This window comes from Limnobacter sp., from assembly GCF_036405155.1.
Lineage (GTDB): Bacteria > Pseudomonadota > Gammaproteobacteria > Burkholderiales > Burkholderiaceae_B > Limnobacter.
In genome coordinates, this window is record NZ_DASWYD010000010.1 from 104,828 (window position 1) to 123,744 (window position 18,917).

Consider the following 18,917-nt stretch of genomic DNA (forward strand, 5'->3'; position numbering starts at 1 on the left):
GTTACGTTCAAAGGGGCCACTGCCCAGGCCTGGATCATGCCCCAGCGCCCGCCAATGGATCAACAGGAGACATGACCGGTTTTGGACTTTCAGGCTCAGCAGGTGAGCCTGGCTTGGCAGTGCTGGCTGGTGATGCCTTGCCCCCGCTGTTGACCAGCACTGCCGTGCCATTGAGAAAAACACCCGCTGGCGACAGCAGCAACGATGAGCCTCCACAGCTCAAATGGAGCCCGGCGCCTGCTGCGATGTGTAGCGCTGCGCCCGCATTCAAATGCATGTTGGCGGGGCTGCTGGCATTCAATCCCTGGGCTGCCCGTATCTCCAGCCCGCCGCTGGTTTCCAAAGAGCCCGTGCCGCCTGCGTGAACAGTGACATCGCTGTTCACTTTCAGGTCCAGCGCACCAGCCAATTGAGCCAACACGTCATCATTGACTCGCACATTCAGGGCACCTTCAATCTGTGCCATCACCTTGCCCAGCACAAGCCTGGACACATCCTGTTTGATCTGCTCAATCAGGTGGCCGTGAATCAGCACGTGTGAATCGGCACCAATTTCAAGCTGGCTTTGATGCTTGACCAGGGCTCGATAATCCCTCTCGGCCTGGAACCACACATACTCTTCACCCAACTTGTCATCGAATCGCAATTCATTGAAATTGGTACTGGTCCCATGCTCACTGGACTGGGTTCGCCAACCCGACACTGTTTTTTGATCGGGCAAAGGATAGGGCACAGGTTGCTCGGCGTTGTACACCACACCGGTGACCAGCGGACGGTCTGGGTCACCATCCTCAAACGACACCCACACTTCCTGACCGATACGCGGCACAGCCACAAACCCCCACCCCTTGCCAGCGGCTGGAAACGCCACGCGCACCCAACATGAACTGTGTTCGTCCTGTTGACCGTAGCGATCCCAATGAAACTGAACCTTCACCCGTCCAAATTCATCGGTGTAAATTTCTTGGCCTGCCGGCCCAACCACACGTGCCGGTAGAGGCCCTTTGGCCAGGGGCTTTCGGGTTTTCCGTACAGCGCGAAATGGTGTGGCATGCGGAATGGCCTCAAAGTCACACTGGAATGTGGAGGCTCCGCCGCCTTGCGCCTCTGCTGGCGCTTCCTGAAGCCCGATTTGGATGCGGGTTACCAGCACGGTCTCGGTCAACAAGGGGTTGTCCGGACAATCAATGGCACACACACGGCCCACCCTTAGGCCCCGTGCGTTGCTGTGCCCGGAGAACACCCAAGCTTGAACAACCGACTCCTCTTGACGCAGTTGGCTATACGCGGCGCCCTCGGATACTGTTGCATATTCACCCGGGTACTCGAACAGCTCGAAAGGCTGGTTGTAAGGCAAACTCTGACCATCTTGGTGGGTGAACAGCGACGTGGATGGCGTGGTGAAGTTGTAGTCACTGTGGGCATGCCGATGTGCCTGTATCTGCTTCCTCGCTGTCCAGTGTTGAATACATTCCCGATCGGTCAGCCGCCCGCCCTGTGCAACCGAATTGACTTGCAGGCTTGGGCAATCATCACTGGGAGCGTGTGCGGCGGCATCGTCCACCAGCACCAGCGTATGGGATTGCGCTGTGTGCTCGAAATAGAAGTACAGCCCCTCCTGTTCAAACAGGCGTGAGAGAAAGTTGTAATCGCTCTCGCCGTATTGAACACAATAATCCCAAACCCGATGGCTCTGCCGTGTTTCGTCTCGCCACTGCACGGCCGGGTGTTTGTGCCGACCCAACACGGATTTGACAATATCAACCACCGATTGTTGCTGATACACCCGGAAGTCCTGATTTCGGGTCAGCAACCACGTCCAGGACCGAAGTTCAAACTGATACAGGCAACGTCCTTCTGCCGCCATTTGGCCCAGTTGCATTTGAACCACCACACCCTGAAAGTGCCGGCGCTGCAGATCCCGGGTTTCAAAGCTGAACGACAGTGTTTTGCCCAGATAGAGGTCAGGATCAAGGCGGGCATCATCCGCATGGCACATCAATGTTGCACACGCATGCTCAGAGAAACCCTCCAGCACGGTGGCCGAGTGGAAGACCAGCGGATCATGCGGTGCAGAGCCGCTGAACTGGATCAGTCGATTCATGGCGTGGCCGGTGTCCGACCAATTTCAACACGGCGATTGGCCGATGAAAATGGATTGTCTACATCAGCCAACTGCTGCGCGCCTTTGCCTTCGATGCTGAGCAGGCCCGGCGATACACCCTTGGCGACCAGGTAATTTTTAACAGCTTTGGCACGTTCTTCAGACAAAGCCAGATTGAATGCTGCTTCGCCACTGGCATCGGCATGTCCGGTCACCACAATCGTGGGTGAGCCAGCAGGCCGATTCGTCAACACCTCGGCAAACACATCCAATTGCTTGCGCAGGGCGTCGGGCAGTTCGGCAGAGCCCAGGCGGAAATGCGCATTCGGAATCGAGAAACGCACGGCGGGCTTGAAGCCCATGCACTTGAAGCCATGACTTTTCAACTCTTCACAGGCTTCTTCTGGAAAAAGCCCCTCCCGAACGTCCTGGGCATTGGGAACCCGACCACCCAAATCCACAACCGGCGATTCGGCCAGTGCATCCACCACACAGACCATACCGAACAGGACAAAACCCCACCTGATTGCTTTGATGCGTGTCATAGCTACTCCTTTGTGAGTACGTAAAAGCAGAAACAATCACCCCGAAACGCTTTCTGCTACGCTTTTTCGCGACGAGCAGCGGAGTCTAGTCGTTCTGATTTTTTTCCGTGTGCGAGTGATACTCGCCACCCACCGAATCGCACAAAGCATCCCCCGACATGACTAAAAACAATCCAGTGCTGTGGACCGAAGGTCTGTTCCTACTGCCTCAACATTTCCAGCAACAGGAACGCCACCTGCTGACTGAAATGCACAGCAGGGTGCACGACTTTCAGGCCTACACCCATGGCTTCGCAGACCTGGAATTGGACACGGGTGCGCTGCAAGCGGGTCAAATCCGAATTCTTCGGGCCAGTGGTTATTTTCCCGATGGAACGCGGTTTGATATTCCGACCGAGGCAGCGTCACCCCCCTGCCTGGAACTTCCCGACCACCTGCCCAGCCAGACCATTTGGCTGTGCTTGCCAGCGCCCCACCCTCAAGAAAGCCATCTGGCCCTTGAGCAACAAACCGGTCGGTACAACATGGTTCAAGCAGAGGTTCGAAATGTGAGCGCCCCTGATGGTCTTGTGGACACCCTGGAACTCGGTCAACTGTGCATGCACTTGATGCGCGACGATGAACCTCGAAAGGGATACACCTGCCTGCCTTTGGCTGTGGTTAAATCGGTTGAAGATCGGCAGGTCCACTTGGATTCCACCTACATTGCGCCACATCTGAATTGCCGCACGCAGCCCACGATTCAGCGGCATTGCACAGGCCTGCTGGGTTTGCTTGGCAATCGGATCGAGCACCTGAAAAACCGGCGTTTTCGAAAAAACAGTCACAGCAGCAGTGAACTGGGCGATTTCCTGCTTTTGCAAGCCTGTCTGGCGCATCACTTGAGCCTGTCGCACCTGCTTCAAAGGCCAACCCTGCATCCGGAAATGTTGTACCTGCACTTGCTTCAATGCCTGGGTAGTCTATCGGTGCACAGCGATGTTCAACTCAGCCTGGACTTCCATCCGAACTACCTTCACGATGACCTGGCCTTGACATTCGGGCAACTGGTACAGGCCATTTCAAAAGCGTTGTCAGTGACCCATGACCAACGCATCCATGCCATTCCATTGCAGGCCAAGGGCAATGGGGTTTACCTGGCCCACATCGCCGACCAAGGGCTCATGTCAACCGCCCATTTTGTGCTCACCATCCGGGCCGATGCACCCGACTCTGTCGTTCGGGAGCGCTTTCCGAGCACCGTCAAAATTGGTCCGGCAGACCGTCTCCGTGACCTGGTTAACCTCAACTTGCCCGGTGTTCGGCTGAAAAGTTTGAGCAGCGCACCGCCTGCCTTGCCTTACTACGCAGACCATCTGTACTACCAGCTCGAGACGCGAAACGATGTGCTGTGGAAACAATTGCAGGAAACCGGCCACTTGGCCCTGCATTGTGCCAATGAGTTTCCGGGGCTTCGATTGGAGTTGTGGGCCATGCAGTTGCCCGGGGAGACCTCGGCATGAATGAGGATCCATTGTTTGGACTGGGCGGTGAACGGACTGTCATCAAGCCCCGTGTGGCGCGAACGGACGGCACACCCAAACCATTCTCACCAGACCTGCCAGCACTGGATGATTTGCTGGGATTGTCCAGCAGCCCGCAGTCTGCGGGCCCTCAGTCTGGTCTAGGCACCGCTGGTGCCGATCCGGATTGGGGCCAGTTGATGCACCGGTTTACGGCCTCATCCACCAGCTTCACCCACAACGTTCTGCTTCAGCACAGCCTTGGGCTGCTTCGCTTGGGCCATCGCATACAAACCCAAGCCACCTTGGCCCATCCCGAGACACTGGCAGCCACCTGCATGGCAGGCCTTCAAGAATTGGACACCCAACTTCAACGATTGAATCGTCCACAGGCTGAGCGGATTTCTGTTCGCTACCTGTTGTGCAGCATGCTGGACGAATTTGCTGCAAACACGCCCTGGGGAGGCTCTGGACGATGGGCCAAGCAGAGCCTGTTGCTGCATTTCTTTCAAGAAACCTGGGGGGGCGAGAAGTGCTTTTCGCTGTTGCAACGTTTCATGCAGACCCCCGCTGAACACCGCGACGTACTGGAATTGTCACTGTGGATTCTGGCCAGCGGGTTCAAAGGAAAATACCATGTCGAGGCGCAAGGCGACTGGGCCGTTCAACAACTGTTTGGGCAGGTTCACCGGCTGCTGGGACAAACCCGTAGCCCAGGTCAGGTACTGACCAATACCGAGTGGACCAGCAAGGCACCTTTACTCAGGCAGGGTCTGAAAAACCTGCCGCTGTGGTTACCCGTCAGTGTCGCGCTGCTGTGCATCGCGATGTTGTTTGCCGTGTTGCGTAGCCTGCTGAACATTCAATCCGATATAACCATGCTGGCCTATGATCAATTGACATGGCCAACCCCCACAGCAGCAGTCTCTTCAACCCCTGCGCCAGTGGAAACAGCGTTTCCCGACCAATTGACGCTGGTCCGTCAATTGCAGTCCGACATTGTGAGCGGGCAATTGAGCATCCGGGAGAAAGGGTCTCGGTCCACAGTCATTCTGACCAGCGATCATCTGTTCGACTCCGGTCGTGCAGACATCAATCCCGCTGCACAACCGTTGCTGGTTCGAGTGGCCCAGGCAATGGCCGCCCACCCTGGTCAAATCACCATCACCGGGTACACCGATGACCAACCCATTCGCTCGCTGCGCTATCCATCGAATTGGCAACTGTCGGAAGACCGTGCACGCCACGTCAGTGAATTGCTGGCCCCCCATCTACCCAATGTGTTGATGGCCAGCGAGGGGGCTGGCTCTGCAAACCCAGTGGCCAGCAATGCCACGCCGGAAGGGCGCGCCAAAAACCGCCGTGTGGAAATCACACTGGATCACAAACCCTGACTCGACCATGACGCTTCGAATTGTTTTGTCCGGCCTGGCTTTGGCCCTTCTGCTGTCGCTGATCTGGTGGTTTGCGCCCCTCATTTCAGTGGGCAGCCACACCCCCTTGGAGTCCGTATGGTCACGCGTGGTGGTGATGAGTGTTGTCAGTTTGCTGGTGCTGGCTCCGCTGGCCTGGCGACTCATGCGCCGTTGGCGCTCCGAATCTGGATTGAAGCGGGGATTGACTCGACAGCAGGAGGAGATTCGTGACGAAGAACGTGCAGTCGCTGAGCGTTTTTCAGTGGCCATTCAAACCCTTCGACATCACCAAAAGCCTCGTAAATGGACCTTCACACGCCCAGGTTTGTATGGCCTGCCGTGGTATGTGTTTATTGGCCCCCCCGGCAGCGGCAAAACCACGGCCCTGATGCATTCTGGTTTGCGGTTCCCGCTGCAAGACAGCCTGGGGGCCGGCTCCATTCAAGGCGTGGGTGGCACGCGACATTGCGACTGGTGGTTTACAGACGACGCCGTGCTGATCGACACCGCAGGACGTTTCACCACGCAGGACTCCAGCCAGCAGGCCGATTCCGCAGCCTGGTCCCAATTTCTGAGCTTGTTGAAGCGGCACAGGCCACGCCAAGCACTCAATGGCGTTTTGTTGGTGGTCAGTACCGCCGATCTGGCCGCACCGCAAAGCCACCGGGAATTTCTGGGCGCCACCATCGCACGGCGGCTTCAAGAACTCACCGGGCAGCTGGGGGCCTGTCCACCCGTGTATGTGCTGGTCACCAAACTCGACTTGCTTCCGGGCTTTGTGGACACTTTTGCAGCGCTGTCAGAATCAGACAGGAAGCAGGGTTTGGGCGTCAATTTGCCACACCCTCTGCCAGCGGATTGGGAAGCCCAACTAAAGGCGGGGTTTTCACGCATCCAACTGGATTTACAAGAAGGGCTTCATGCACGGCTGGATGCAGCAGGCGCAGCGATTCGAAAAATTCGGCTCATGGAATTTTTGCCTGAATTCGCACAACTTCAAGCACCGCTGACCGCGCTGCTCGGCAGTTGGGTACGCAATGACAGCACCTTCGAGAAAAGCATTGACTTGCGCGGAATTTATTTCACCAGCGGCACCCAAGACGGTGGTTTACTTGACCGCATTCTGAGTGGCTTGAACCAACTTTCAGGTCAGGCTGCCAGACCTGCTGGTCCACGCGAAGCCCGCAGCTATTTCATTCATCGATTGCTCACTGATGTGGTGTTTGCCGAAAAACACTTGGCGGGAGTCAACTGGAAGCAAGTTCGCAGGGAAAAGGCACTTCGTTTGCTGACCCTGTTGGGGATTGTGGTTGGCACAGTGGTTTACGGTCTTTCAAGCTGGGTCAGCTACACCAACAACCACCATTGGGTGGGCGTCCAGTCGGCCACTGCCACTGCTCTTCAGGGCGAATTGGACAAGGCTCGCATTCAGAATCTCCGCGACCTGCCCGCTGTGGTGCATGCCTTGAATGTATTCACCGAACCCGCTGATGCAGACAACCCATTCCAAGGCTTGGGGTTGGACCAAACCGAGAAGGTGAACAGTGCACGAGAAAGGGCTTATCAACAGGGTTTGCGAAACACATTGGGGCCCTTGGTTGAACAGGGTCTGGTTCAGGCCCTGCAGAGCAGCGTTGAACGTGGCCAGCCAGACGCAGCCACCTACCAACAACTGAAGGCCCTGTTGATGTGGTACGACCCGAGGCACCGGGACAACACGGCGCTGATGAACCAAATCTGGACGGATTGGTCACAACGGGTATTGCCCACGTTTCCACAAATAAATCCAGAGGATGTCAAGGTTCACCTCAGCGCATTGGTGACACACGGTCTGGATGCAAACCCGGGCGGCCCGGATGCAAAACTGATTGAATCGGCCAGACAGCTTTTGCAAACCCAATCCACCGCACAGCGCATTTATCAAGCACTGAGAGATGCCCACGAAGCCCCAGCGGGCACAGCGCCATCCATCACGCAGGTGGTGGGTCCATCGGCTGCACATTTGTTTAAACGACTTGATGGAGGCTCATTGAGTGAGCCTCTTTCTGCGCTGTTCAACAAATCTGCGTCAGCCAGCTATGTCATCCCGGAATCGCTGAAACAGGCACGGCAATTTGCCAAAGAGGCACCCTGGGTATTGGGGCTGGATCCTGCAACAATCCAGGACAGTCCGGGCGAAATTCAGCGCCAAAGTCGTCAAGTGCGTGAGTTGTATGTGGCCGATTACATTCGGTATTGGGATTCCATACTTGCGCAGGTTCAACTGGAAAAACCGGCCAATTTCGATGAGGCCGTCAACAACGCCAGAATATTGGCGCAAACACAATCACCGCTCAGGGCATTTCTGACCCATGTTTGGGAACAAACACGTTTGGGCGGTGACGCTGCAAAGGTGCTTCAGGCAAGTCAACAATGGCTGACCCAAAAGGCACAACAGGTCTCGAACAGCCAAGCGTTGGGCAACAGCGCCAGCGCAGTGACTGCGGGGGACCCAACACCCGTGGTTGAGCAACAAGTCGATGAGCACTTCCGCGTCCTCAATGATTTGTTTGCCGCGCAAGGCGCCGGCTATGCACAGGTCAACACCTTGCTAAGTGATGTGTATGCCCAACTGGCTGCCATCTCGGCTGCCCAACGGGGTAAAACTGCACCACCCGCATCAGCAAACCTCGACGCATTGAAAGTGAATGCCGGCCTTTTGCCAGACGCCGTACGCCTGGCGGTGCTGCCATTGATTAGCGTCGCCAGCCAACAAGGCCAAACCGCCGAGCGTGCCAACCTGGCCGATGCACTGAAACCACTGCGGGAGCTCTGTCTTCGGACAGTGGCCAGGCGCTATCCCTTCGATGGGACATCCGGATTGGATGTATTGAGCGACGACTTCGTACGGCTGTTTGCACCAGGTGGGCAAATGGATCAGTTCTTTCAATCGCATCTGCAAGGCGTGGTTGACATGAGTACCAACCCCTGGCGTTTTAAACCAGCCACGGACGGCACAGGCCATGCAGGGGGGGCCTATCTGGCCGAATTCCAGCGGGCTGCACGCATTCGCGATGTGCTGTTTGCAGCAAATGGACTTAAGCCAGGCTTTGAAGTCGACCTGAAATTGGTGTCTGCCTCATCGCCCAACGACGTGTTTTACCTCGACAACAACGGAAAGTTGCTGATGTTTTCGCTGCAATTTGACCCCAGGCACACGGTGCAGTGGTCCGCAGGTGGACCAACCAGTTTCATCAAATACCGGGGCAGTGGCTCAAACGATCGAACCATCCAAGGGCCGTGGGCGCTGTTCCGTTGGATGGACCAGGCAACCATCCAACCCACCGATCGACCCGAAATGTTCAAAGCGGCCTTTGTGGTGGACGGCAAACGTTTTGAATTTGAAGTGTTGGCACACTCGGCCATTCACCCGCTGCGCCTGGCTGAGCTTCGAAAGTTCTCTTGCCCTGGGGCTCGCTGATGATTCGCCGCATGTGTCTCGGGAAAATTCCCGGGCTGGGTGACTTTGTGTCTCGCGGGGTTCCGTCCGCCATGGCGACCGACTGGTACGATCGCCTGTCCCTCTGGATGCATCAAGGTGAGGCGCAACACGGTGCTGACTGGCCCTCGGTTTTCATGAGCGCCTGTGCCTTGGGTTTTAACACCATCGACTCAGCGGCACCGGGTGGCCGTGGGTTTGGACTTTGGCTAGGTGTTGTGTTGCCGTCTGTAGACAAAGTTGGCCGATTGTTTCCCTGGCTGGTGCTGGAACACCATGCCGCGCCGCTGGTGGCCTGTCATTTGCCGCTTCACCTTCAACAGTGCTTTGACACGGGGGTTGCAGCCATTCGAGATGACTGGAGCGCCCAACAACTGGACGCACTATTTTCAAGGTCCACGCAGGGTGACGGCGATCAGGATTGGGCATGCAGACCAATGACTCTGTGGACACTGGACCAAGGTCAACAACCCCGGGTACTCAGGATGGTCGACAGCTTTGGGGATGTTGCATGGCCGTGAGCGCAACGAGCAGTGCCCTGCCCAACGGCTGTGAGCTGAATGACTTCATCCTTCGGGGCGTAGTGGGCATGGGGGGCTTTGGTATTGTGTACCGGGCTTGGGACCCCCAACTTGAACGCGAAGTGGCCATCAAGGAATACCTGCCTTCTGCATTGGCGCAACGGGGCCCCCACGGCCACGTGGAAGTGCTGGCCCCCAAGCACCAAGAGCTGTTTGATGCAGGCATGCGCAGCTTCATCAACGAAGCCCGACTGCTGGCGCAATTTGATCACCCCGCCTTGGTGAAGGTGTACCGGTTTTGGGAGGCCAATGGCACTGCCTACATGGTGATGCCCTTGTACAAAGGTGTCCCCCTCAAATCCTGGTGGTCCCATGTTGCGCATTCCGAGCGCGAGGCTGAACTAAGGCGGGTGGTTACGGTGCTGTGCAACGCGTTGGACACACTGCACCAGCAACAGTGCTTTCACAGGGACATTGCACCAGACAATGTCTTGATGTTGCAGGACACCGGGCAACCGGTGTTGCTGGATTTTGGTGCGGCCCGCCGTTTGATTGGTTCAAGCACACAAGCGTTCACTGTGGTGCTCAAGGCAAGCTATGCACCGATTGAGCAATACGCTGAAGACCCGCAACTGCAACAAGGCCCGTGGACCGATGTGTATGCATTGGGTGCAGTCATGCACGACCTTATGACGGGCAAGCCACCACCGTCCTCGGTCGCGCGGATGATTCAGGATTGCTATCAACCACTGACTGAACGAATGAGCCACTACAGCCATCCATTGTGCGGCTGTGTTGACGACTGCTTGCAAGTGCTGCCGGTGGACCGGCTTCAGAATGTGCAACAACTTCTTCTGCGGCTTCATGCTGAGGATGTGTTGCCGGGCGCACCGAGTGAGCCCACACAAATTTTACCGAGGCCCATCAACCCGGGGCCCGAGGCAACACCACCACCGCGGCGATTTTGGGCACAGGGCAAAGTCATCGCAGGTGTGGCACTGCTGTCAGCCGTGGCTGTATTGTTGACCATCGGTGTTGCCATGCATGGGAACACTCCCGATGCACCACACCCAAAACAACCAGACTCTGCTGCCGCCCCAGCGCCAGCGCCCACGGCAGACAGCCTGATTGAATCCGCGTGGCGCACGGTTGAACAACATGGTGTGTTCCAGCCATTGCTGGTCGACACGACAAAGCCGGTCCTGACCATCGGCAAAGACTTGCTGACCGCACGCATCACGTCGCCGCTGTCTGGCTGGCTGAGTGTTTACACATTCACCACCGAGGGGCAGTTCATTCGCCTGTTTCCAAATGACCGGGTTCCTGAATTGCGTGCGACGGCGGGTCAACCCCTGCCATTTCCACCGGCATCCGAGCCGATACAGTCCGCTGGCCCAGCCGGTACGAACCGCTTGTGGTTTCTGGTCTCGCAACAACCTCCTGTAGACACCGATCTGCACTGGATAGACCACTACGGCTACGGTTTGCTGGCCCTGGACACCTTGCAAAGCACGGCAGACGGTGGACAGGTGTTGGGGCAGGCCTTGCTTCGAAGTGTGGGCTGTATGGAAAGCCCCTGTCGTCAGCCAGCGGCACTGGCAACGCTGCAAATTGATGAGGTGCCATAAACAGGTTCAGTGACTCCAAAAGTGCTGTGGCTGCAAGGTATGATCAAGCGGCCTACGTTGGAGACAAACCATGACCTTTCGGATTCACCACATGAATTGCGGCACCATGTGCCCCCTGTGTGCACGCCTCATCAATGGCAGTGGTGGCTGGACCGCCCGTGCGAAGCTGGTGTGCCATTGCCTGCTGCTTGAAAGCCCGCAAGGCTTGATCCTGGTGGACACTGGCTTGGGTACAGGTGACGTGAAAGAGCCGAATCGCCGTTTGGGTGCTGGCTTTGTGGCCATGACCAGCCCAAAACTGGACCTCTCCGAAACAGCTTACGTACAAATCAAAGCCAAGGGACTCAACCCGGCCGACGTGACCCACATTGTGCCCACCCACCTGGACCTAGACCACGCCGGTGGCTTGAGCGACTTTCCGGATGCGCAGGTGCATGCACTGGGCGTTGAGCTGAAACATGCCATTCAACCCAGCAAGAAGGATAGCCTGCGCTTTCGGAAAGCGCAGTTTGAGCACGGCCCCCGCTGGGTGGAGCACAACCACACACCCGTGGACTGGTTTGGATTTGAAGCGCTTGCACCCATTCCAGAACTGGCCGACCAATTGCTGATGGTGCCGCTGATTGGACACACCCGTGGCCATGTGGGCGTGGCAGTGCGCAACGGACAGACGTGGCTGTTGCATGCGGGCGATGCGTATTTTCACCGATCGCAGGTAACGGCCACACCGGCCATGCCAGCGGGTTTAAAGCTGTTTGAGCAGCTGGTGCAAACCTTGCCCGAACCCCGCAAACAGACCACAGCCCGCTTGCGTGAACTAGCCTTGAAACACCCCAATGAGATTGAGCTGTTTTGCGCCCACGACCCTGTGGAGTTTGAGCGCTATCAGTAAAGCTGCCCGGCTGGCTTACACCAGCCCGTGCGCTTGCTGGTCTGCGTGGTAGCTCGACCGCACCATGGCACCCACGGCCGCGTGGGTGAACCCCATCTCGTAAGCCTTTTGTTCAAACACCTTGAATTGGTCTGGGTGCACGTAGCGGCGCACCGGCAGGTGGTGCCCACTGGGCGCCAGGTACTGGCCGATGGTGAGCATGTCGACGTTGTGGTCGCGCAGGTCTTGCATCACCGCCAAAATTTCTTCGTCGGTTTCACCCAGACCCAGCATCAAACCGCTTTTGGTCGGGGTGTTGGGGTGCAAGGCCTTGAAGTCTTTGAGCAACTTCAAACTGTGATGGTAGTCAGAACCTGGGCGAGCTTCTTTGTACAGGCGTGGCACAGTTTCCAGATTGTGGTTCATCACATCGGGCGGCGCTGCATTCAAAATGCCCAGGGCGCGGTCCAGCCGCCCGCGGAAATCGGGCACCAGAATTTCAATCTTGGTGTTGGGTGACAGCTCGCGGGTTTTCTCGATGCACGACACAAAGTGGGCAGCGCCCCCGTCACGAAGGTCATCCCTGTCCACACTGGTGATGACCACGTAATTCAATCGAAGGGCTGCAATGGTTTTGGCCAGGTTCAGGGGTTCGTCCACATCCAGAGGGTCGGGTCGACCATGCCCCACGTCGCAAAACGGGCAGCGGCGGGTGCATTTATCGCCCATGATCATGAACGTTGCAGTGCCCTTGCCAAAGCATTCACCAATGTTGGGGCAGGATGCCTCTTCGCACACGGTGTGCAGCTTGTGCTCACGCAAAATCTCTTTGATTTCATAAAAACGGCTGGAGGGTGATGCGGCCTTGACGCGAATCCACTCCGGTTTTTTGAGCTGCTCCACCGGCACGATCTTGATGGGTATGCGCGCGGTTTTCGCAGCCGCTTTTTGCTTGATGGTGGGGTCTGCTGAGTGTTCAGCAGTGCGAACCACGTCGTTTTTTTCGCTCACATCATTCTCCAGCAGCCCAGGGTGCGGGCTTTGGTTCAGTAAGCCGGTGGGTCCACCGGCGAGGACCCGGCGGATCGCGCTTGGTCCAATGCCCTCTGGAGATTTTTCACCAGAAGGAGTTGCATTTCACTGAGTGAAATTTTAACACCAATTGTTCGCAAATCCACGGTTTCCAGTCCGGCATAGCCGCAGGGGTTGATGTGCGTAAACGGGGTCAGGTCCATATCCACATTCAAAGACAGCCCATGGTAGGTACACCCTTTGCGAATTTTAATGCCCAAGGCAGCCACTTTGGCCAGTTGGCCGTGGCGCCAGGTGTACACCCCGGGGGCACCGGGTTTGCGCTGCGCATCGGCCACGCCCACGGCCACCAACGAGTCGATGATGGCTTGCTCCAGCAGGTTGACGTATTCCCGAACCTTCAAACCATAGTGATGCAGGTTCAATAAGGGATAAACCACCACCTGCCCCGGACCGTGGTAAGTGATTTGCCCACCCCGATCGGTTTGAACCAAGGGAATGTTGCTGCGCTGCAACAAATGCCCGGGGTCGCCAGCCAATCCAAGGGTAAACACCGATGTATGCTCACACACCCATATTTCATCCGGGTCTTCGGGCGTCCGCGCTTCAGTGAATTGCTTCATGGCTTCAAATACGGGCGGATATGGCACCAAACCCCATGATTTAACTGGAATAAACCCTCCACTTTCAATGGGGGTGTATTGCGGTGCTGATGGGTCTTGATGGATCATGGGCTTGTTAAACACACGCCACTTGGGTGGCCTTGGTTGGTGCAATGTCTTCTGAAGCAATTGAATGGTTTGATGTCCCCAGTGTGCTGGGCCGGCGCGCAGCAGCACTGTTGGGCCTGTCCAAAGTACCGATTGTGGAGTTGGACGCCAGTCATCGCCCCCTGATTTTGGCACACTTGCTGGCCCTGAGTGCACACGACCGTCGCATGCGTTTCAGTTATGCGCTGGGCGACGGCGCCATCGCCAAGTATGTGGCCAACATGGATTTCGAATCCGATTCCGTGTTTGGCATTTTTGGCAAAGACGACCACCTGCTGGGCATGGTCCACTTGGGTGTTTTAACCCCACCACCAGAGTCCAAAGCCCCCAAGGGTGCAGAACTGGGCTTGTCTTTGAATGCCGACATGCGCGGCCACGGGCTGGGCACATTGCTGTTCAAGCGGGCGCTGCAACGGGCCCGAAATGAAGGTGTGGAGCGACTGTTTATTTTTACACTGATGGACAACGATGCCATGCTGGCCATTGCCCACAAACTGGACATGCGAATCAGCACGGCCGACGGTCAGTGCGAGGCTCACCTGGACATTCGGCCCAGCAGCACCACCTCGGTGATTCGTGAATTTGTGGACGAGCATTTGGCCGATCTGGACCATCTGTTCAAGGCCAGCCTCAACCAGTTCAAACGATGGACTGAGGAGTTGACGCCGTAACAGATCACCTACGGGAATTTACGGGTTGGCATTCGACGTGAAGTTTCGCATTGTTGCCCTTGGTCACATTCTTTGATTGGTTTTGTTGGACTATGTTGTTGCACGCTGATCTATCCCTTCGGGCTGTGGTGAACTCTGCAGACCTTGAATGGGTCGACTCCCCCACACCCGGCATTCGCCGGAAAATGATTGAACGCGATGGTGATGAAGTGGCCCGGTGCACATCCATCGTCAGCTATGCACCCAACTCCAAATTTCCCACACACATGCATGGTGGCGGCGAGGAAATTTTTGTGCTGAACGGGGTGTTTGAGGATGAATACGGCAGCTACCCTGCAGGCACCTACATCAAAAATCCACCGGGCTCATCCCATGCGCCTGGCAGCACCACAGGCTGCACGTTGCTGGTGAAGTTGCGTCACATGCGCCCCAGTGACACGGAGCGGGTGGTGAAATTCACCTCCGAAGGGGTGTGGCACCCAGGATTGGTACCCGGCTTGAGCGTGATGCAACTGGACAGCGTGGAAACGCGCCACACTGCACTGGTGCGCTGGGCACCAGGTACTCAATTTCAGGCCCACCGCCACTGGGGCGGTGAGGAAATTTTTGTGCTGGAAGGTGTGTTTGAAGACGAACTGGGCAGCTACCCGGCTGGCACGTGGATTCGCAGTCCGCACCTCAGCCAACACAACCCGCGGAGTACCACAGGCTGCCTGATCTTTGTGAAAACAGGCCACCTGAGTTTTCCGCTTACTGCTACATAGAGCGGCGGTACTGCCCACCCACCTCAAACAGCGCACGGGTGATTTGCCCCAGCGAGCACACCCGCACGGCATCAACCAGCACCTCAAACACATTGCCGCCTTCCATGGCGGTTTGCTGAAGGCGCTGCAGCATGGGCCCGGCCTCATTGGCATGTCGTTGCTGGAACTCCGCCAAACGTTTCAGCTGGCTCTGCTTCTCGGCTTCCGTGGCGCGAGCCAGCTCCAGGGAGTTGAGCGCCTCTGCATCTTCATGCGGGTTCAGGAAGGTGTTCACACCGATGATGGGCAGGGTGCCGTCGTGCTTCTGGATTTCATAGTGCATGGACTCTTCCTGGATTTTGCTCCGCTGGTAACCAGTTTCCATGGCACCTAGCACACCGCCCCGTTCGCTGATGCGCTCCAGTTCGGACAGCACGGCTTCTTCCACCAAGTCGGTTAGTTCTTCAATCACGAATGAACCCTGGTTGGGGTTTTCATTTTTGGCCAAGCCCCATTCCTTGTTGATGATGAGCTGAATGGCCATGGCCCGGCGCACACTTTCCTCAGTCGGTGTGGTCACCGCCTCGTCATACGCATTGGTGTGCAGGCTGTTGCAGTTGTCGTACACGGCAATCAAGGCCTGCAAGGTGGTGCGAATGTCGTTGAAAGAAATTTCCTGCGCATGCAGGCTGCGCCCACTGGTTTGAATGTGGTATTTCAATTTCTGGCTGCGTTCGCTCGCACCATAACGCTCGCGCATCGCCACAGCCCAAATGCGGCGGGCCACACGACCCAGCACGGTGTACTCCGGGTCCATGCCGTTGGAAAAGAAGAAGCTCAGGTTGGGCGCAAACTCATCGATTTGCATGCCCCGTGCCAAGTAGGCTTCAACGAAGGTAAACCCGTTGCTCAGCGTAAACGCCAGTTGTGAAATGGGGTTGGCCCCCGCTTCAGCAATGTGATAACCCGAGATAGACACGGAGTAGAAGTTGCGGATTTGGTGATCGATAAAGTACTGCTGAATGTCGCCCATGACGCGCAGGCTGAATTCAGTCGAGAAGATGCAAGTGTTTTGGCCTTGGTCTTCTTTCAGAATGTCGGCCTGAACCGTTCCGCGCACTGCTTTCAAGGTGGCCGCCTTGATGTGGGCATATTCTTCAGCCGAGGGGGCACGCTTGTGCTCAGCGGTGAATTTGTCCACCTGCTGATCAATCGCGGTGTTCAAGAACATGGCCAGAATAGTGGGTGCGGGCCCGTTGATGGTCATGGACACACTGGTGCTGGGCGCACACAGGTCAAAACCGCTGTACAGCACCTTCATATCGTCCAGCGTGGCCACACTCACACCACTGGTGCCCACCTTGCCGTAAATGTCCGGGCGCAAGTCGGGGTCAAACCCATACAGGGTGACTGAGTCAAATGCCGTGGACAGACGCTTGGCCTCACTGGTGGCCGACAGCATTTTGAAGCGTTTGTTGGTGCGGGCAGGGTCGCCTTCACCGGCAAACATGCGGGTGGGGTCTTCACCCTCGCGCTTCACCGGAAACACACCACCGGTGTAAGGGAAGTAACCAGGCAGGTTTTCCAGCATCACAAAACGCAGCAGGTCGGCCTGGCTGGTGAAGCGGGGCAGGCTGACACGGTTCACTTTCAAACCGCACAAGGTGGTGACGGTGAGTGGGGCCTGCAACGCCTTGCCACGCACTTCATACGTGAGAACATCGCCCTGGTAACCCGCAGCGATGGTTTGATAGGCCTGCATGGCCTGCTTGGCCATCGGGCTGATCTGGTTGCTGGCCGCAGTGACCAAATCACCCAAGGCATCCACGGCTTTGTCTTTATCAGGCTTGGCGGCAATCAGCAATTGCTGGGCACGCTGCAGGCTTTCCAGGTCAAACAAGGCGGCCACATCGCGCGCCACCTGTTTTTTGTAGCCACGAATGGTCGACGCAATGTCGGACAAATACCGCACCCGGTCGGATGGCACCAAGGACTTCAGGGTGGTGGAGTGCTTGGTGTCGATGTGGTTGAACAAACCCTTGGCAGGTTTCTCGATGGGCAGTAATGCACGCAACGCTTTGTAGAGGGCACTCACCCCGTCGTCGTTAAAACGGCTCGCCAAGGTGCCATACACCGGCATGGTGTCGGGCATGCTGGTGAAGGCCATGCGGTTGCGCTGCACTTGCTTGCAAACATCGCGCAACGCATCCAGTGCACCTTTGCGGTCAAACTTGTTCACCGCCACCAGGTCGGCAAAATCCAGCATGTCGATTTTTTCCAGCTGGCTGGCTGCGCCGTATTCGGGCGTCATGACGTACAGGCTGAAATCCACATGCGGCACGATGGCGGCATCGCCTTGCCCAATGCCCGGGGTTTCCACCATGACCAGGTCAAAACCTGTGGCGCGGCACAGCGCAATGATATCGGGCAGCGTTGCGGGTACTTCCTGTGCAGAGTCGCGTGTGGCCAGCGAGCGCATGAATACGCGGGCTTGCGGTGCTTGCCCAGCAGCAGCCTGCCAAGGCCCAATGGCATTCATGCGAATGCGGTCGCCCAGCAATGCACCGCCTGTTTTTCGGCGTGAAGGATCCACGCACACCACGGCGATGTTCAATTCATCGCCATGGTCCATGCGCAAACGGCGAATCAGCTCGTCGGTGAGGCTAGACTTGCCGGCGCCACCCGTGCCGGTAATGCCCAACACCGGGGTTTTGGATTGCTTGGCCAGTTCCCGAAGCGCAAGCAGGTCAGGCTCACCGAATGAGCCCCGCTCCAGTTGTGTGATGACCTGGGTCAGCGTGGGCCAACTGCCCGCCAACTTGCACAGGCCTTCGGGCGTAAACGCCACAGCGGGCGCCGCACGTTTGGCCCGGTGCTCGGCGGCACGGGCAATCATGTCGCCGATCATGCCTTCCAGGCCCATTTTTTGGCCGTCTTGGGGGCTATAAATTCGGTTCACCCCGTAGGCCTGCAGTTCATCAATTTCAGCCGGCAGAATCACGCCACCGCCACCGCCAAACACCTGAATGTGGCCAGCGCCCCGGCGGCGCAGCTCGTCCACCATGTACTTGAAAAATTCATTGTGACCACCCTGATATGAGCTGACCGCCAAGCCGTCCGCATCTTCGTCAATGGCTGCGTCAACCAGCTCCTGCACGGAGCGGTTGTGGCCCAAGTGGACCACTTCAGCGCCCTGGCTTTGCAGCAGGCGGCGAATCATGTTGATGGCAGCGTCGTGCCCGTCGAACAGGCTGGAGCCTGTGACAAAACGCAGTGGTGTGGTGGTGTTAGTGCCGGCTTGCGTCACTTCCCCTGAGCTGATCTTCATGTGTGTCTCCTGCTTCGGCGCGATTGTTGTTCATCGCTTTCGTGGGTGTTGAATTGGGGTGCCCGTCAATGCGGTCCATGGTCCAAGCATAGCAAACCACCAGCCCCAGAAAACTGACAAGAAGGGCGCCCGAGATGATCCAATAGGACAACGGCACACCAAACAGCACGGCTTCAGACACGGGAGCAAACAGGACAGCACCCAGTATGAGCGCAATCCAGACCCCAAGAATGCGCCAGGTCAGCCGTTTGACCGCCTGCCAGTAGGCATATTGCTGCGGGCTGAGAAGGGGCTCGGGGCTGCGCATGG

The 18,917-nt window shown here is 57.1% G+C and carries 14 protein-coding genes; 8 read left to right on the forward strand and 6 right to left on the reverse strand.

Annotation, left to right across the window (positions count from 1 at the left end; genetic code table 11):
• Nucleotides 1-34: 34 nt before the first annotated feature.
• Both VGE55_RS14630 and VGE55_RS14635 read right to left on the reverse strand, forming a co-directional pair.
• On the reverse strand, nucleotides 35-2,104 hold the full coding sequence (locus tag VGE55_RS14630; protein ID WP_331132408.1) for a type VI secretion system Vgr family protein: 2,070 nt from the start codon (nucleotides 2,102-2,104) through the stop codon (nucleotides 35-37).
• Entirely contained in the window at nucleotides 2,101-2,649 is a 549-nt protein-coding gene (locus tag VGE55_RS14635) for an OmpA family protein (protein WP_331132409.1), read from the reverse strand. The genes VGE55_RS14630 and VGE55_RS14635 overlap by 4 nt, the downstream gene beginning before the upstream one ends.
• A 158-nt stretch (nucleotides 2,650-2,807) precedes the next feature.
• Between VGE55_RS14635 and tssK the strand changes: the two genes are divergently transcribed.
• The 6 genes from tssK (at nucleotide 2,808) to VGE55_RS14665 (ending at nucleotide 12,085) form a co-directional block, all read left to right on the forward strand.
• Nucleotides 2,808-4,151 carry a type VI secretion system baseplate subunit TssK gene (gene tssK / locus VGE55_RS14640; protein ID WP_331132410.1) on the forward strand — a complete coding sequence of 448 codons (1,344 nt, stop codon included), beginning with the start codon at nucleotides 2,808-2,810 and terminating at the stop codon, nucleotides 4,149-4,151.
• On the forward strand, nucleotides 4,148-5,545 hold the full coding sequence (tssL, locus tag VGE55_RS14645; RefSeq protein ID WP_331132411.1) for a type VI secretion system protein TssL, long form: 1,398 nt from the start codon (nucleotides 4,148-4,150) through the stop codon (nucleotides 5,543-5,545). Before tssK ends, tssL begins: the two co-directional genes overlap by 4 nt.
• Nucleotides 5,546-5,552: 7 nt before the next feature.
• Nucleotides 5,553-9,026 carry a type VI secretion system membrane subunit TssM gene (gene tssM / locus VGE55_RS14650; RefSeq protein ID WP_331132412.1) on the forward strand — a complete coding sequence of 1,158 codons (3,474 nt, stop codon included), beginning with the start codon at nucleotides 5,553-5,555 and terminating at the stop codon, nucleotides 9,024-9,026.
• Complete coding sequence (tagF, locus tag VGE55_RS14655) at nucleotides 9,026-9,565, forward strand: type VI secretion system-associated protein TagF (protein WP_331132413.1); 540 nt, start codon at nucleotides 9,026-9,028, stop codon at nucleotides 9,563-9,565. Before tssM ends, tagF begins: the two co-directional genes overlap by 1 nt.
• Entirely contained in the window at nucleotides 9,556-11,193 is a 1,638-nt protein-coding gene (locus tag VGE55_RS14660; protein ID WP_331132414.1) for a serine/threonine protein kinase, read from the forward strand. The genes tagF and VGE55_RS14660 overlap by 10 nt, the downstream gene beginning before the upstream one ends.
• A gap of 70 nt (nucleotides 11,194-11,263) precedes the next feature.
• Nucleotides 11,264-12,085, forward strand: a complete 822-nt coding sequence (locus VGE55_RS14665; RefSeq protein WP_331132415.1) for an MBL fold metallo-hydrolase — start codon at nucleotides 11,264-11,266, stop codon at nucleotides 12,083-12,085.
• Nucleotides 12,086-12,100: 15 nt separating this feature from the next.
• On the opposite strand, the gene lipA is transcribed toward VGE55_RS14665, so the two are convergent.
• Both lipA and lipB read right to left on the reverse strand, forming a co-directional pair.
• Entirely contained in the window at nucleotides 12,101-13,087 is a 987-nt protein-coding gene (gene lipA / locus VGE55_RS14670; protein ID WP_414675052.1) for a lipoyl synthase, read from the reverse strand.
• Between the two features lie 23 nt (nucleotides 13,088-13,110).
• Nucleotides 13,111-13,827: a lipoyl(octanoyl) transferase LipB gene (gene lipB, locus VGE55_RS14675; protein WP_331132417.1), complete on the reverse strand. Its 717-nt coding sequence runs from the start codon at nucleotides 13,825-13,827 to the stop codon at nucleotides 13,111-13,113.
• 44 nt (nucleotides 13,828-13,871) lie between these two features.
• Here lipB and VGE55_RS14680 point away from each other — a divergent pair, with 44 nt between their 5' ends.
• Together VGE55_RS14680 and VGE55_RS14685 are read left to right on the forward strand one after the other, a co-directional pair.
• Nucleotides 13,872-14,537 carry a GNAT family N-acetyltransferase gene (locus tag VGE55_RS14680; RefSeq protein WP_331132418.1) on the forward strand — a complete coding sequence of 222 codons (666 nt, stop codon included), beginning with the start codon at nucleotides 13,872-13,874 and terminating at the stop codon, nucleotides 14,535-14,537.
• A 92-nt stretch (nucleotides 14,538-14,629) separates the two neighbouring features.
• On the forward strand, nucleotides 14,630-15,301 hold the full coding sequence (locus VGE55_RS14685) for a cupin domain-containing protein (protein ID WP_331132419.1): 672 nt from the start codon (nucleotides 14,630-14,632) through the stop codon (nucleotides 15,299-15,301).
• Here the strand turns inward: VGE55_RS14685 and icmF are convergent.
• Nucleotides 15,294-18,608: a fused isobutyryl-CoA mutase/GTPase IcmF gene (icmF, locus tag VGE55_RS14690; RefSeq protein WP_331132420.1), complete on the reverse strand. Its 3,315-nt coding sequence runs from the start codon at nucleotides 18,606-18,608 to the stop codon at nucleotides 15,294-15,296. The genes VGE55_RS14685 and icmF overlap by 8 nt on opposite strands.
• Nucleotides 18,568-18,915, reverse strand: a complete 348-nt coding sequence (locus VGE55_RS14695) for a sodium/substrate symporter small subunit (protein WP_331132421.1) — start codon at nucleotides 18,913-18,915, stop codon at nucleotides 18,568-18,570. Before VGE55_RS14695 ends, icmF begins: the two co-directional genes overlap by 41 nt.
• Nucleotides 18,916-18,917 lie beyond the last annotated feature (2 nt).